Origin of the sequence: Caballeronia sp. LZ033, assembly GCF_031451265.1 — a bacterium.
Classification (GTDB): domain Bacteria; phylum Pseudomonadota; class Gammaproteobacteria; order Burkholderiales; family Burkholderiaceae; genus Caballeronia.
This window is the reverse complement of record NZ_JARUXQ010000003.1, coordinates 287,025-302,707: the sequence shown is the minus strand read 5'-3', so window position 1 is coordinate 302,707 and position 15,683 is coordinate 287,025. Positions and strand designations below refer to the sequence as shown.

The 15,683-nt window shown below is 61.8% G+C and carries 13 protein-coding genes and 2 pseudogenes; 10 read left to right on the top strand and 5 right to left on the bottom strand.

Going from position 1 to position 15,683, the window contains the following annotated elements:
- Positions 1-120: 120 nt before the first annotated feature.
- Positions 121-293, top strand: a pseudogene (locus QCE62_RS22705) (glutathione S-transferase N-terminal domain-containing protein); the annotation flags it as partial.
- Between the two features lie 629 nt (positions 294-922).
- Here QCE62_RS22705 and QCE62_RS22700 read toward each other — a convergent pair.
- Entirely contained in the window at positions 923-1,969 is a 1,047-nt protein-coding gene (locus tag QCE62_RS22700; RefSeq protein WP_309923416.1) for a phage tail sheath C-terminal domain-containing protein, read from the bottom strand.
- 333 nt (positions 1,970-2,302) lie between these two features.
- On the opposite strand from QCE62_RS22700, the pseudogene QCE62_RS22695 reads away from it, so the two are divergent.
- Together QCE62_RS22695 and QCE62_RS22685 are read left to right on the top strand one after the other, a co-directional pair.
- Positions 2,303-2,506 (top strand): annotated as a pseudogene (locus QCE62_RS22695) (MFS transporter); the annotation flags it as partial.
- Between the two features lie 722 nt (positions 2,507-3,228).
- On the top strand, positions 3,229-3,537 hold the full coding sequence (locus tag QCE62_RS22685) for a high-potential iron-sulfur protein (protein WP_309923414.1): 309 nt from the start codon (positions 3,229-3,231) through the stop codon (positions 3,535-3,537).
- Between the two features lie 27 nt (positions 3,538-3,564).
- On the opposite strand, the gene QCE62_RS22680 is transcribed toward QCE62_RS22685, so the two are convergent.
- Entirely contained in the window at positions 3,565-4,170 is a 606-nt protein-coding gene (locus QCE62_RS22680; protein WP_309923412.1) for a hypothetical protein, read from the bottom strand.
- Positions 4,171-4,452: 282 nt separating this feature from the next.
- Between QCE62_RS22680 and QCE62_RS22675 the strand changes: the two genes are divergently transcribed.
- Complete coding sequence (locus QCE62_RS22675; protein ID WP_309923410.1) at positions 4,453-5,502, top strand: ChuX/HutX family heme-like substrate-binding protein; 1,050 nt, start codon at positions 4,453-4,455, stop codon at positions 5,500-5,502.
- Positions 5,503-5,539: 37 nt separating this feature from the next.
- Here QCE62_RS22675 and QCE62_RS22670 read toward each other — a convergent pair whose 3' ends face one another.
- The 3 genes from QCE62_RS22670 to QCE62_RS22660 form a co-directional block, all read right to left on the bottom strand.
- Entirely contained in the window at positions 5,540-6,601 is a 1,062-nt protein-coding gene (locus QCE62_RS22670) for a M14 family metallopeptidase (RefSeq protein WP_309923408.1), read from the bottom strand.
- 14 nt (positions 6,602-6,615) lie between these two features.
- Positions 6,616-7,809, bottom strand: coding sequence for a M20 aminoacylase family protein (locus tag QCE62_RS22665; RefSeq protein WP_309923406.1), 1,194 nt, complete (start codon positions 7,807-7,809; stop codon positions 6,616-6,618).
- A gap of 113 nt (positions 7,810-7,922) precedes the next feature.
- Positions 7,923-8,822, bottom strand: coding sequence for a LysR substrate-binding domain-containing protein (locus QCE62_RS22660; RefSeq protein WP_309925255.1), 900 nt, complete (start codon positions 8,820-8,822; stop codon positions 7,923-7,925).
- 205 nt (positions 8,823-9,027) lie between these two features.
- On the opposite strand from QCE62_RS22660, the gene QCE62_RS22655 reads away from it, so the two are divergent.
- The 6 genes from QCE62_RS22655 (at position 9,028) to QCE62_RS22630 (ending at position 15,547) form a co-directional block, all read left to right on the top strand.
- The gene (locus tag QCE62_RS22655) at positions 9,028-10,344 is read left to right on the top strand and encodes an MFS transporter (protein ID WP_309923405.1); all 1,317 of its coding nucleotides are present in this window, start codon (positions 9,028-9,030) and stop codon (positions 10,342-10,344) included.
- Between the two features lie 560 nt (positions 10,345-10,904).
- The gene (locus QCE62_RS22650) at positions 10,905-11,477 is read left to right on the top strand and encodes a 2Fe-2S iron-sulfur cluster-binding protein (protein WP_309923404.1); all 573 of its coding nucleotides are present in this window, start codon (positions 10,905-10,907) and stop codon (positions 11,475-11,477) included.
- A 10-nt stretch (positions 11,478-11,487) separates the two neighbouring features.
- The gene (locus QCE62_RS22645) at positions 11,488-12,492 is read left to right on the top strand and encodes a xanthine dehydrogenase family protein subunit M (protein WP_309923400.1); all 1,005 of its coding nucleotides are present in this window, start codon (positions 11,488-11,490) and stop codon (positions 12,490-12,492) included.
- A gap of 22 nt (positions 12,493-12,514) precedes the next feature.
- Entirely contained in the window at positions 12,515-14,743 is a 2,229-nt protein-coding gene (locus QCE62_RS22640) for a xanthine dehydrogenase family protein molybdopterin-binding subunit (RefSeq protein ID WP_309923398.1), read from the top strand.
- Positions 14,744-14,897: 154 nt separating this feature from the next.
- A complete protein-coding gene (locus QCE62_RS22635) occupies positions 14,898-15,188 on the top strand; it encodes a nucleotidyltransferase family protein (RefSeq protein ID WP_309923396.1) in 291 nt (96 codons plus the stop codon).
- Positions 15,185-15,547, top strand: a complete 363-nt coding sequence (locus QCE62_RS22630) for a DUF86 domain-containing protein (protein ID WP_309923394.1) — start codon at positions 15,185-15,187, stop codon at positions 15,545-15,547. Before QCE62_RS22635 ends, QCE62_RS22630 begins: the two co-directional genes overlap by 4 nt.
- Positions 15,548-15,683 lie beyond the last annotated feature (136 nt).

Here is a 15,683-nt window from a genome sequence, read left to right as displayed (position 1 = left end):
AGCGAGTTCACCACATCAAGATATCTAGCCGCTCCACCTGAGGCAATCCTGCGCCCAGGCGCGGACGCCTCTACACACGGCCTAGGCGAGCCGCTTACGTGCTGAGCCAACTCGGTAAAAGTGCAGAAAGTCCTGTGATGCCTTGAAGAGCTGGATCTTCCCTGGTACCGCATCGACGCCCGCCTCCAATACGGCCGAACAACGAGGTCAGCTATCTCGCCATGAATCCGACGGGTCGCGTGCCCACCCTGGTCGACGGTGATTCCGTATTCCGGGAATCGGACGCGATCGTGTCGACTGCGGAGCTTGGTCAGCTCTTGCGATATCGGAAGTGCGGCGATTTACCGTCGGGGTTGGGAAAGCAGCAAGGCGTGCTGGACGAATGGCGTGTGGCTGTCCGTCTCGCCGGATGCGACTTGGTGGTGAAGCTTCAACAGGTCGCTTGTCGCCTTGTGAATTCTTGCCATTCGTACGACATTGCCGATGAAGAGGTGAGTGCGATGCCAGTGGTAGTGGTGCCGTCAGCTCGCCAAGACGTCATCGCGATGAGCGGAGCTTGATTAAGTGGTCATCCACGGCCACGAACGAACCTGCGCACGGTCTACGCCGTTGCGCCGAGTTCGGCCCCGACCTGCGACACGCTCGAACTGAATTCCACAATATCACGAACCGTCTAAAGCGATGAGCGAAGGGGCGTCGGGGCGTCGCGCCGTTTCGATTGACTGGCGCACTGGGGTGAGACAGGTGCTCCAGGGACGGACTCAAAGCAGAGCCTGCATGCTCAATTCCGTCATTTGCCAATGCACTCGGCCGCTTCCCTTCACAGGATGCGACCACCGCGCTTCTGCGAGCAACGTTGAGATGCATCGCGTCGATGTTTCAAAAAACTCAACCAGCATCAACATGTGAAACGCACGGTCCCTCAAGCTTGTGCCATGTTTTGCGTGAATTGCAGCACGATGAACTCGGCTGGTCGCGCGGCGGCAAGCCCGATTTTCGCGATCATCTTCCCTTGCTTGATGTCTTCGTCAGACATCGTGACTCCCTTGCCGATTTGCACGAAGTATGCCTCATTCTCGGAAGCACCAGCCAGACCGCCCTGCTTCCACAGTCGATGCAGATAGCTCGTTGCCGCGGAGCGCACCTTCTCCCAGGTCAGTGGGCTGTTTGGTTCGAACGTCATCGTACCAAGTGCGTATCGCAAGTCGCGCTCGACACTATTGAACAAACGTCGCACCGAGACATATCTCCAGTCGTCGCTATCGTCCAGGGTGCGGGCGCCCCAGATCACCGAACCTCGTTCGTCAACTTTTCGAATCATGTTGACGGCCTTCCCGGTGCTGTAGTCGGCCTGGATCGTGTCCGTTACGGTGTACTTCGGTGTGTACCCCGACGGCAATGGAACATTGGCGGGCGACTTCCACACGCCTCGTGTTCGATCATTCTTGCAATAGAGCCCTGCGGCGACAGCACTTGCAGGCACGTCAACATCGGTCCATCCAACTTTGAGATAGGGATAGTAGACTGCGGCGGAAGCACTCGTTTGGTACGTATTGAGATCGCTCTTTTTAATGTGGACGGCGGGTCCATCGAGGATGGCAAATAGACATTTGCTGCGATCTTCGAGCAGGGTATACACCTCATCTTTGATTCCGTGGTAGTTGCCAACCACAAGCGTGATGCGATTCCCCAAGGTCTTGATGGCATCTGTGAAAGTCTTCCATCCAGTGACATAGCAAGGCCCTCCCCCACATTCGAAGTAGGCACGCAAACCAGCTAGGGCAGTGTCGTACGTTGCATATGGCGGAAATTTCTCGTAAAGATCCAGGATATTATTGAACTTCAATATTTCCGTAAGGTTGCTATCCATATTGATTAACGGAACTGCGGTGGGAAGCGTCGAAACCGACAACGTGGGTGTTGCATCTTCTTCGATATAAACGCCTGGGTAACTGTTGTCTGAACTCACGAGATATGCTCCGTCAATGAATTGGACTACTGTGGCATGCGTCAAAAGCCGTTTTGCTGATTTCCATGCCGATGTGCGCACATCGAACGTTCCAACCTGTCATATTGCTTCGAATGAAGGCATTGCAACCATCTTTCGAAATTCACAAGAAGGCGCATGCCAAGTGGATGCTTCAACCATCCTCGACAATCATGATGCACGTCGGCGAACGAATTTAGCGCGGTTCAAAATGAGACAACTCTTAGGTAAGCCCATGAAACCACCGTCAAATCTGGATCCCGAATGGGACCTCACCGATAGTTTTCAACCGAGCCCACAAGAACTGCCGGAGTCGCGGCGGCGGGCATCGCCGGTCCAGTGCTGGTCAACTATGTGCGCGCCTGTCAGGTCGTTCACGGCGTTACCGGCGCGGATGCCTGCACGATGACGCTGCACATCATGGCCGTCCTGCTCGTGATCGGTTTCGTCTGCAATCTGCTCGTGACGCGCGTGCACGAAAAGCATCACATGAACACGTCGGCGCAGACCGCGAGCTGAGACTAAAGAAAGGAGATTCGCAATGAATTCGCGTAACGATATCCAGCAAGGCAGTTCGTCGAACAAGGGACTGCTGGTGCTGTTCTGGGCTTATGTACTGATCCCGCTTGCATAGGGCGTGACAAATACCCTGACGCAGGCCGTCAAGCTGTTTCATTAAGACGCCGGAAGCAGTCGAATGACGCGCCGTGCGATGGGCTTTCGAGCCGATCGCCCGGCGTGTTTGTTTTTGGGGCTTGTGCGGGACTATCCCTTCAGCCGTCTTGCGCCGCCTGCGCAAAGGCGGTATTCAGATAACGAAGAAGCTTGATACAAGCAAACTGAAAGACTTAGTGGCCGTGTTCCTCCACCCGATTCAGGCTGCGCCGCGCCAGCGCACTCATGAACAACGTGCTGCCGACGAGTCCCGTCAGATACACGCTTGCCATCATCCAGTCCATTCCACTCACGGTTCTTCTCCTTCGAATTGATCCGCAGGCAAGCCTGCCGCGGGCATGATTCACGCAGTTGCAAACGCGTTCTGGCCTGATTACGGCAGCGGCGCGCAAAGGTTTAGCAGCACGCGGATCAAGCGACGTAGCCTGGGCGTTACATGAGAATGGCTTCAAGGCCTTCACAAAAAAACGACCGGCCGTATGATTCGCAAACGCTTGCCGCCAAGTGCTGGAAAAGACTGGAAAAACTGGCGCGCAGGAACCTCCCCACACAAACCAAGGTTCACCATGAAACCCATTAGCCGTCGTAATTTCATGATTGCCGGCGCAGGTGCATTGCCCGCGCTGTGGCTCACGCGTGTCCGGGCCGATGCCGCCCATTTGAGCGAATCCGACCCGGCCGCGGTAGCCGTCGGCTACACGGAAAACGCCGCGAAGGTCGACAAGAAGAAGTACGCGAACTACGCGGCGGACCAGACTTGCGCCAACTGCTCGCTGTTCCAGGGCAAGGCGACGGATGCATGGGGTGACTGCACGCTGTTCGGCGACAAGCTCGTGGCCGGACGCGGCTGGTGCTCGTCCTGGACCAACATGTGACGCCGGCTGCAACGCGCCCTCACACGCTTACTTGACCACGTGCCCCCCGCGCGTGACGTTCATGGCGGTGGCCGCGACATAGGTGGCCGTGACACGGTCGCCGACCTTGATCTTGTCGAGCGGCATGTCGGGCGCCACCTGCACCGTGACCGTGTGCTTCGGACCGGCCAGGGTGACTTCACGCGCGGCTGTATCGATCTTCTGGACCACCGCCACCACCTGCACGCCATGCTTCTTCACGACGACACCGCCTGAAGCCGGCGCGGTTTCGTCGGCGATCACGCGCGACTCGGCAGCCTTCGGATCCACCGGATCTGCGGAAATCAGCAGGGCGCCGCGATAGGACACGTGGACCTCGTCGCCGGCCTTGAGCTTCTTCACGTCCGCAACGGCGGGATCCACGTCGATGACCACGACGCGCCCCTTCGGACCCTTCACCTCGACGCTGCTCGTATCAGCGTGAACCTTCACGACGGTTGCCTTCATGTCGAGCGTGTGGGCTTGGGGCTCGGCTTGCGCGGCGACGTCGGCGGCAGCCGGAGTATTGGCATGAGCGGTGGACAGGACCATCAGCGCCGAGCCGGCCGTAGCGGTCACGGAAAGGATTCGAATCAGACGGGAAATGAGCTGCATGAGTTGCTCCAGACGGGAATGGAAGACCTTGCGGCCGCTTAAAGAAGTTCATCTATCAACTTCCTTTCAGCCATTCATTCTTATGCCCTTCGCAATGACGAGCAATAGCAGATTGCTTAGCATTTAAGCAGGTTTGAGACATTTCGAAAAAAACTTCTTTTCTTGTCTTTAAGCAACTTAGCGCGAGCCTTTTAAGTTTCGTCAAGCAAGGCGCTGAATGAAACCCTCAGTCACGTCCTTGAGCGTAATCTCGTTGTCATCCGTCATGACCAAGGAGAGACAATGAACGAAATCATCAACGCAGTGAAAGACAGGATCCCAAACGAGTATGCGTATGACATCGCCCGGGATATGCAGATCGACGAGTTGACGATGATGCGCGCACGCGTCGGCATGGATGCCATTGCGCTGAGCGTGCCTGACGTGAAGGCGTTTATCGCGGCGCTCGAAGCCTGCGGCGAAGTGCGCGGCATTACGAGAAACGAACATGCGATCAGCGTTCAGACGGGCGCGTTCACGAATCAGTATCTGAACGGCTATCGGCAAATGAGCGTGTCGGCCGAAGCGGGTCTGGTTCTCAATCCCGGCGGTCTTGATCTGCGAATCTTTTTCCGTCACTGGAAGCACTTCTTCTTCCTGCGCGATGAAAAGCCCAACCGCACGCTCGAGTCCATCCAGATCTTCGACGAAGCCGGCAAGGCGGTGCACAAGATCTATGCGACGCAGGATACGAACATGCAGGCGTTCAAGGCACTCGTGGAGCGGCATCGATGCACGGACGAGAGCGTCACGGCGCGCGTTGAATCAGTTTCTCCTCGCGCCATGCCGCATGGCCTTCCCAGTGCGTCCGATGAATCCATCAGCGAAGAATGGCGCGCCATGACCGATCCGCACGACTTCTATCTGCTGATGCGCAAGCACGGCAAGAGCCGGCAGGAACTATATCGCTGCGTGGAGTCCGATCTGGCGCGCGAAGTCGCCGCCGATTCACTGATGGAAGTGCTCACGGAATCGAAGCTGCGGGACGTGAGCCTCGCGATCTTCGTCAGCAATGCGGGCTGCGTGCAGATATCGACGGGCAAGGTCGAGAAGCTGATGAAGGACGCTCAGTACCTCAACGTCATGAACAAACAATATCGTCTGCACGTGGAGCATGAGCAGATAGAACGCTGCTGGATCGTGAGCAAGCCTTCCGACTGCGGCTACGTCACGAGCTTCGAAGCATTCGCCAGGGACGGCCAGTTGATCCTGCAAATCTACGGACAGCGTGCCGAACATGAGCCGGAACAGCCCGGCTGGCGCGTGATCCTGGCGGGCTGCATGTCGCTGTGACGCGCGGGGCCGCACCATAAGTGCGGCCCCAACGTAGTCAGGCCTCGCGCGACAGACCGTACAGCCCCTGCAACACCGCCGCGCGCGCCTGTCCGAGGATCTTGCCGCGCCAGACATCGTCATCGATATAAAAAGCCGCGCGAATCTGCTGGCGGATCGCGTGCTTCACGGCATCGGGTGCATCGGCATGCTGCCTCATCCATTGGTCCGCGCGCAGCATGTCGAGCATCTCGGTGAGCGGCACCGTGCCGTACTCCACCGCGATCGACGCATTGGCCGAACGCGGACACGTCTGCCGCAAGGTATCGAGCAGCGGTCCGGCAATATCCGCCGCAATCGAGGTGCCGTCCGCGGGGCTCGTCACGTCCGCGCCCCACCAGCGACGCGCGCGCGGCACATCCCCCACGCAGATCTTCGCGCCGAAACCGCTCGGCCCGAGTCCCGTATGAAAGTCGATCCAGCCGATCGATGCGCAGCCCTCGCCGTACTCCGTCAGCAGTTCGCGCATCGTGCGCGTGCTCCATGCGGTCTCCGCACCGCCATAGAACAGGCCTTGCGGATGCGTGTACTGACCCGTCGTCACTGCCTGCTGATACGCCCACTCACCGCGCTCTTCGATATAGCCACGAATGGCCTGCACGTTGGCCTCGTCAGGCGGCCAGCTTGCCGGAATCAGAAGCTCGTGCAGTTCCGCATATCCCGGGTTCTGCGGCAAGGGCGCAGCAAAGTCGATGCTGTTGCGGTTCAGATCAACATTGCCTTCCGTCGTGCGGCTCAGGAAGGAAAAGCCATAGGGATTGATCGCATGCACGAGCAGCAACGCGACATCGAGTTGCTTCATCAATGCAGCGAGTCCGTCGTCGCGCATCAGGGCGATCTGCGCGCCCGAGCCGCAGAAGCCCTCCACGCCATGCGTCGCCGAGGTCAGCACCAGCATGCGCCGCGCCGAGCGTGGCCCGATGCGCACGACATCCGTCGCCAGCAGCTCGCCTTCGAGTCCGGCGACGCCCTCCAGCACGCGGGTATCCACGGCCAGCCCGCGTTCGGCGGCCGTGTCGAGGAAGCGCTGTCGCGCCTCGCGATAGGTCGATGAAAACATGTGCGCTCTCCTGGTCAGGCACGCGCGAGAAACGCCTGCACGAGCCGCACCCAGTAGGTGGCGCCGAGCGGCAGCAGTTCGTCGTTGAAGTCGTAGCTGCTGTTGTGCAGCATGCATGGACCGATGCCGTGCCCGTGTTCGCGATGCGCGCCGACGCCATTGCCGATATACGCATAGCAGCCGGGCCGCTCCAGCAGCATGTACGAGAAGTCCTCGGCGCCCATGGTGGGATCGACGTTCGGGTTCACTTTCTCCGCTCCAACGATGTCGCGCATCACGCCCAGCGCAAACTGCGTTTCGGCTTCGGTGTTGACGGTCGGCGGATAGTTGCGCAGGAAACTGACGTCCGCCTTGCAGCGATACGCCGCCGCCGTCGCGCTGACAATCTCCTTCATGCGCGTCTCGATCAGGTCGAGCACCTCGGTCGAGAACGTGCGCACCGTGCCGGCGAGCGTCGCGGTGGTGGGTATCGCGTTGATCGCGTGACCCGCCTGCATGCGCGTGATCGAGAGCACGGCGGCATCGACCGGGCGCTTGTTGCGCGTCACGATGCTCTGCAAGCCCGTGCCGATCTGCAAGGCCGTGAATACCGGATCGACGCCGTCGTGCGGTATCGCGGCATGCGCGCCGACGCCTTCGATGCGGATCTCGAACTCGTTGCTCGACGCCTGCGTCGCGCCCACGCGCGCGCCGAATTCACCCGCAGGCATGCCGGGCCAGTTGTGCAGCGCGAACACGCCATCGACCTGGAAGCGCTCGAACAGACCATCCTCGATCATCGCCTTCGCACCGCCGCCGCCTTCTTCCGCGGGCTGGAAGATGAAGACCACCGTGCCGTCGAAGTCCCGATGCTTCGCGAGATATTGCGCGGCGCCGAGCAGCATGGCGGTGTGGCCGTCGTGACCGCACGCATGCATCTTGTTCTCATGGCGCGACGCATGCGCGAAGGTGTTCAGTTCAGGGATAGGCAACGCGTCCATGTCGGCGCGCAAGCCGATGGCGCGCTTGCCGCTGCCCTTCCTCAACACGCCGATCACGCCCGTCTTGCCCAGCCCGCGCGTCACTTCGATATCCCAGCTTTCAAGCGTGCGCGCGACGAGCTCGGCAGTGCGGGCTTCTTCGTAGCAGAGTTCAGGATGCGCGTGGATATCGCGGCGAATGGATTGAATCTCTGCGCGGCTTGCGGCGATCTCGGGAATGATCGACATGCGTTCCTCTTCAGTGATGGTTGGACATGCGACTTTGCCCGAGCATTGTCAGTGGCCGCAATTCACAGGGAAAGCTGATATTTCTTGTCCGTCACTTAAGCAAAGCTTGGGTGTCATGTCCCGTTCGCAAGCGGCATGGCGCCATGCGAACGCAGCCTGATGCGTTCCTGCACGACGCTCATCACCGCATGCCGGTCGTGGATCTTGCGCTCCAGCATGCCGACGACACGGCGCGGCGTATGCCGTGCAAGCGGCATCACGCGCAAGGCCGGGTCGCTTGCCCACGAGCCGTATTCGAGCAGCGGCACCACCGACACGCCCGCGTCCTGCCGCACGAGTTCCACGATCACTTCCAGCGAATTCAGTTCGAGGAACTCGTTCACCACGAGCCGGTTATGCCTGAGCGCCCGCTCGATCAACGCGCCGGTGCGCTGCGCGCGGTCGAAGCGCAGGAACGGCCGGCTGGCCAGCATCTCGGCGGCACTCGAAGCCGTGCCGCCTGGCGAGCCGATCACGACCAGCGGCTCCGAATAGAGCGGCGTCCAGTTGAGACTGGCCGGCGTCTTGCCCGCCATCTCGACGATCACGGCCGCATCGATCTCGCCGGCCTCCACTTGCGGCGCGAGCGCGAGCGCCTTGCCGGTGAAGAGACGCACATCGAGCTTTGGGTACTGACCTTTCAATTCCGTAACGACCGATGCCAGCGCGCCCATGGCCGAATCCACGGCGCCGATGGACACCGAGCCGGCGATCTCGTCATCGAGGCCGGTGTGCCGCATGCTGTCGTAGAGCGCGACGATGCGCTCCGCCTGCGGCAGCACCTGCTTGCCGATGCTCGTCAGGCGGTTGGTCCGTCCCACGCGATCGAACAGCGGCCGTTTGAGATCGTCTTCGAGCGACTGCATCTGCATGCTCACGGCGGCTTGGGTCAGGGCGACCTTTTCGGCGGCGGCAGCGAAGGAGCCGTAGCGCGCGACGGCAATGAAGGTGCGCAAAAAGCGGATGTTGCTCATCGTGGCTAGGGACAAACCCGATCGTTCAATCAGGTTTCCTTGAGTGTCAGTTCAGAAATTCTATATTTTCTTATTTCAGCCAGGCGTAATGTTTGAGGGTTGCAGCGGCCTGCTCGCCTACCCGGTGCAGGCCGGATACACGGCTGTCGTCGGCCAATAAAGTCTGGCATTTGATCAATCGCCCCACGCCCACGGAGTGCATTCGATGAGCACCGTACTTCCTGCAGCCCACGCGGCCGAACAGAACGCCGCGCTCAACCTGTCCGGCCGACGAGCAATCGTCGTGTCGACCATCGGCAACGCGCTCGAATGGTTCGACTTCATGGTCTACGGCTTCTTCGCCGTCATCATCTCGAAGCTCTACTTCCCCGCCACCAGCCCCACCATCTCGCTGCTCGCCACCTGGGCCACCTTCGGCGTCGGCTTCCTGACGCGGCCGCTCGGCGGCATCGTGCTGGGCGCCGTGGCGGACCGCGTCGGACGCAAGTCGGCGCTCACGCTCACCATCTCGCTGATGGCGGTCGGCATCGCGATCATCGCGTTCGCGCCGACCTATGCGGCCATCGGCATCGCCGCGCCGTTGCTGATGTTGCTGGGCCGGCTGATCCAGGGCTTCTCGGCAGGCGGCGAAGTGGGCTGCGCGACGGCCTTTCTCGTCGAATACGCGCCCGCCGACAAGCGCGGCTACTTCGGCAGCTTCCAGATGGTCGCGCAGGCGGCCGCGAGTCTCGCCGGCTCGTTCTTCGGCGCGGTGCTGACACGCACGCTGAGCCCCGAGCATCTCAATAGCTGGGGCTGGCGCGTGCCGTTCGTGGTCGGGTTGCTGATCGTGCCGGTGGGGTTGTATCTGCGTTCGAAGCTCGACGAGTCGCCCGTGTTCGTCGAGAAGGCGCAGAAGAACGAACTGAGTGCAAGCCCCATCCGCGACACGGCCACCAAGCACTGGACCTCCGTGCTCGCGGGCTTCGGCCTGACGGTGTTCGGCACCATCGGCACGTATATCTTCCTGCTCTATCTGCCGACCCACGCCACCCGCGTGCTGCACATGGCGCTCACCGACGGCCTCATCAGCTCGACCATCGGTGCGCTCGTGTATCTCGTGTGCTGCCCGTTCTTCGGGCGCCTGTCGGACCGTATCGGCCGCAAGAAGCTGATGCTGACCGCGCTGGCTCTGTCGCTGCTCACCGCGTATCCGATCTTCGCGGTGCTGACCGCGCATCCAAGCCTGCCGATGCTGATCGTCTGCCAGGCGCTGTTGATGACCTACCTCGGCATCTTCCAGGGCTGCTATCCGGCGTTCATCTCGGAGCTGCTGCCCTCCAGCGTGCGGTCGACCGGCATCTCGGTGAGCTACAACGTCGCGGTGATGATCTTCGGCGGCTTTGCACCGGCCATCGTGCAATGGCTCACGATGAGCACCGGCGACCCGCTTTCGATTTGCTACTACGTGATCTTCGGCAGCGCGGTGGCGCTGTTGACGATCATTCCGCTGCGCGATCGCTATAGCGAAGCATTGAGGTAAGTCTGCTGCATCGAGTTCGCAAAGGAAGGAGAATGGCCCGGCCCGCCCGAAATGGCAGCGCACTTAAGTCTGACTTAAGGATGCGCCGTTAGCCTGAAGTCTGACCGATCCACCCCTCCTTCCGGCCGCGCAAGCGGCCATTTTTTTGGACTGACGCCATGCAGATGACTGTGCGCCTGTTCCTCGTCCTCGTGGCGCTCGTCGCGTTCACGACGGTCGGCGTCTACCTCTTTTATCTCTTTGTTCGCGCCGTGTTCCCGCACTGAAGCGCTGCTTCGGGCATGTTTCGTGCGCCTGCGCAAGACCGGCAGCGCATGGAAGCTTGCAATGAAGAAAGTTTCGCGTCCGCTGCCTATACTGGCTTGAGCGTCTTCACACGCGTCCCTGCGGCATATGAAGTCCTGCGCGCCCTGTGCAGACTCTTCCCCGGCTGTCCGCGCTCCGCCTGACGCGCGCCGTCACGCTCTCGCTCCATCTTCGCCTTCTCACGCCTTGCCGCCTGCCCGGACCGTCTTAGCCATGCAGTGCAGCTTCCATGCACTACCCCTGGAGAATGCTCGATGCCACAACACCCTGTCCCCCAATCCAAGACCATTCACGCAGACACGCCCAATTCGGCCCGCACCGAAGCACTGGCGCCGGTCCGGACTCCCGCCGCCCCTGCCAGCGTCACCTTCACTGTGAATGGCCATAGTCACACGCTGTCGCTCGACCCGCGCACGACATTGCTTGACGCCCTGCGCGACCATCTGCATCTGACCGGCACGAAGAAAGGCTGTGACCACGGCCAGTGCGGCGCGTGCACCGTTCATGTCAACGGACGCCGCGTGAACTCATGCCTGTGCTTCGCCGCCGCATGCGATGGCGACACCGTCACGACCATCGAAGGCATTGGCGAAGTGGAAGCGCTGCATCCGCTGCAGGCCGCCTTTGTCGAATGCGACGGCTATCAGTGCGGCTACTGTACGGCGGGCCAGTTGATGTCGGCGGTCGCGCTCCTCGACGAGCCCATCGGTCCGAACGACGAGGACGTGCGCGAAGCGATGAGCGGCAACCTGTGCCGCTGCGGCGCCTATCAGAACATCGTCACGGCGATCCAGTCGGTGCGCGTCGCCAAGACCCCGGCCAAATAAGGAGAGCATCATGGAAACGTTCCAGCTCTCCCGCGCGCGCGACATGCGCGACGCGATCAATGGCGGCGCACTCGCGCATACGGCCCAGCAAGGCGCCGAAGTGCGCTTTCTCGCAGGCGGCACGACCCTGCTCGACCTGATGAAGCTCAACGTCGAGCGGCCGATGCGCGTCATCGACATCAGCCGCCTGCCGCTCGATGCCATCGAGGCAACGGACGATGGCGGCGTGCGCATCGGCGCTACGGCGCGCAATTCGGACCTCGCGCATCACGCGCTGATCCGCGAACGCTATGCGGTGCTGTCGCAGGCGGTGCTCGCGGGCGCGTCGGTGCAGCTGCGCAACATGGCGACGACCGGCGGCAACATCATGCAGCGCACGCGCTGCGTGTATTTCCGCGATACCGCCTCGCCCTGCAACAAGCGCGAACCGGGCAGCGGCTGCTCGGCCATGCAGGGCTTCAACCGGATGATGGCGATACTCGGCACGAGTGAAGCGTGCATCGCAAGCAATCCGTCGGACATGTGCGTCGCGTTGCAGGCGCTCGAAGCGACCATTCACGTGGAAGGCACGGGCGGCAAGCGCGCGATTCCCGTCGACGACTTTTTCCTGACGCCGGGCACGACGCCCGATCGCGAGAACGTCCTCGACGCCGGCGATCTCATCACGCACGTCACTGTGCCGCCGCTGCCGCAAGGCGCGCGGTCGGCGTATCTGAAGCTGCGCGATCGCGCATCGTATGAGTTCGCGCTGGCGTCGGCGGGGATTGTGGTCGCGCTGAAGGACGGGCGCATCGAACATGCGCGCGTGGGTCTCGGCGGCGTCGGCACGAAGCCGTGGCGGTCGCGCGAAGCGGAGCAGGTGTTGCAGGGCGCGGCGCCCGACGAGGCGACCTTCCGCCGCGCCGCCGATGCCGCGCTCGCCGATGCCAAGCCGCAAAGCGAGAACGGCTTCAAGGTGGAGCTCTCGAAGCGCTGCATCGTGCATACGCTCAAGCTCGTCACGCAAGCGTCCTGAACCCGACCAAGGAAACCTGACTATGTCCACTGCGCCCGACACCACGCCGTCTGTCATCGGACGGCCCCAGTCGCGCATCGACGGACCGCTGAAGGTCTGCGGCCGCGCGACTTATACCTCCGACGTCGATCTGCCCGGCATGCTGATTGCCGTGCCGGTCGGCGCCACCATTGCGAGCGGCAGGATCACGTCGCTCGAATTCGCCGCCGCGCAAGCCATGCCCGGCGTGCAGCTGATTCTTCATCGCGGCAATATCGGCCGCTTTTATCGGCTCGCGGGCGGTTCGATCGAGACCGGTATGGTTGATGAAAACCGGCCGCCGTTCGACGACGACATCATTCGCTATTACGGGCAGTATGTGGCGCTCGTCGTGGCCGATACCTTCGAGGCCGCGAGCGCCGCAGCAGCGGCGGTCAAAGTGGGTTACGACAAGACGCCGCACGACGTCAGCGCCGCGCTCGATGACGGCGGCAAGCTCGACACGCACAGCGAACGCGGCGACCCGGACATGGCGTTCGACAGCGCGCCGGTGAAGATCGACGAGACCTATGTCACGCCGGTCGAGACGCACAACCCCATTGAACTGCACGCCACCGTCGCACATTGGGACGGCGACGGCTATACGTTCTATGAGACGAGCCAGGCCGTTTCGAATCATCAGGGCGCGCTGATGCAGATGCTGGGCCTGCCGAAGGAGAAGGTGCGGGTGATCTCGCGCTATCTCGGCTCGGGCTTCGGCGGCAAGCTGTGGATGTGGCCGCATTCGCTGCTCGCGGCGGCCGCGACGCGGCAGCTCGAACGGCCCGTGAAGCTCGTGCTGTCGCGCAAGATGATGTTCCAGAACGTCGGCCATCGACCGACCACGCAGCAGCGCGTCCGGCTCGGCGCAACACAGGACGGCAAGCTCGTGTCCTTGCAGCATGACTTCGTGAATCACGCGGCGCTTGCCGACGAGTACGCGGAAGATTGCGGCGAAGCCACGCCGTCGATGTACAGCGTGCCGAACCTGCGCGTTACGGGTGGCACGGTGAAGCGCAACGTCGGCTCGCCCACGTCGATGCGCGGACCCGGCGCGGTGCCGGGTTTGTATGCGCTCGAGAGTGCAATGGACGAATTGGCTGTCGCTTTGAAGATCGATCCGGTGGAACTGCGGTTGCGCAACGAGCCCAAGGTCGATGAAAGCAGCGGCCTGCCGTTTTCATCGCGACACTTCGTGGAATGCCTGACCACCGGCGCGGAGAAGTTCGGCTGGAGCAAGCGCACGCCGGAAGTCGGCTCGATGAAGCGTGACGGCCTCACGCTCGGCTGGGGCCTGGGCGCATGCAGCTGGCCGGGCTTGCGCTTCTCGGCGGACGCGACCGTCGACCTGCGCGCCGACGGCACCGCGCGCATTGCGTGCGGCACGCAGGACATCGGCACCGGCACTTATACGATCCTCGCGCAACTGGTCGCGGAACATACGGGCATTGCGCTCGGCAAGATCGAAGTCGGTCTCGGCGATACGGCGCTGCCGCTCGGGCCGGTGTCGGGTGGATCGGCGGCGACGGCTTCGGTGATTCCGGCGGTATCGGATGCGGTGCGCGGCGCCATCAAGACGCTGCTCACGCATGCCACAAAGACCGAAGGCTCGCCGTTCAACGGCGCGAAGCCCGAGGAACTCGCGATGACGGCCGGGCACGTGCATCGCAAGGATCAGCCGCCCGGTAGCGGCGTGCCGTATGCGCAGATTCTCGACGCGGCGAAGCTGCATGCGGCGTCGGGCAGCGGCAGCGCGAAAGGCGGTTTCAACGATCCGCTCAAGAAGAAATGGTCGATCCATTCGTATGGCGCGCATTTCGCCGAAGTGACCTGGGATGCGTCGACGGCGCGGCTGCGCGTGAGCCGCGTGGTGACCGTGATCGATGGCGGCAAGATTTTGAATCCCCGCGCGGGCCGTAACCAGATCGAGGGCGCGGTGGTGATGGGCGTGGGCATGGCGCTGTTCGAGCACACGGTGTACGACGAGCGCAGCGGGGCGCCGGTGAACAGCAGTCTCGCGGATTACGTGGTCGCGACGAACGCCGACACGCCAAAGATGGACGTCACCTTTCTCGATTATCCCGATACCGTGTTCAACGAACTCGGCGCGAGGGGTATTGCGGAGATCGGACTGGCGGGCATCGCGGCAGCGATCACCGGCGCGGTGTATCACGCGACCGGCGTGCGCGTGAGGAAGCTACCGGTGATGATTGAGGATTTGTTGGGGGGATAGGGTCGGGAGGCGTTGCCGGGCGCCGTGTCGGGCGCCCGGCAAGGGCCGCTGGCGGGCAAAGGCGCTATGCTAGACTGCGCTCGAATACACAGGCGCCCGATCGCGTGGCGCTTCGTTTCATTCACGCCGGCTCGCTCCCCGGACAAGACCGCTTATGAAACCTTCGCTCGCCATTCAAGGACATCACGATGACATTCGGCGCGTCGTCGAGGCGCATCGCGCGAAAAACGCGCGTATCTTCGGCTCCGTCGCGCGCGGCGAGGACACGGAAGGAAGCGACCTAGACCTGCTGATTGATCCCACACCGAAGACATCGTTGCTGGATATCGGCGCGATACGCCATGAGTTGCGCCAGCTTCTTAGCGTAAAGGTCGACGTTCTAACACCCGGCGCACTGCCGGACCGGACGCGTGACGCAATCATCGCGGAAGCCATTCCGGTATGAGCCGGGACGCCTCGACGCCTGCGGAATACGTGGGTCATATGCTCACGACCATCGGATCGATCAGTCGATACATCAACGATCTGGACGAAACGGACTTTCTCGCGGATGAACTCGTTCAGGATGGAGTCATACGCAACATCGAAGTCGTTGGTGAAGCCTGCAGGAATATTTGCAAATACTTTCCGGCCTTCGTCACACAGCATCCCGAAGTTCCGTTCCAATCCGCGTACGAGATGCGCAATGCACTTTCGCACGGATACCATAAGGTCGACCTCGGAATCGTCTGGGTCACTGCCCGTGGTGACCTTCCCGCGCTCGGCAAGCAATTTGAGTTGCTCGCCACCGAACTCAAGCTCTAGCGGGAGACGCGTCGGGCACTCTCCTCGCGTCGAATCTTCAAAAGGGCATGCCGCCAGGCACACCCCCTCCCCCGTCACCCCGCTTCGATCCTCCCCCAAGACGCGCTACCATACACAACCAGCCCACCCCAAACCC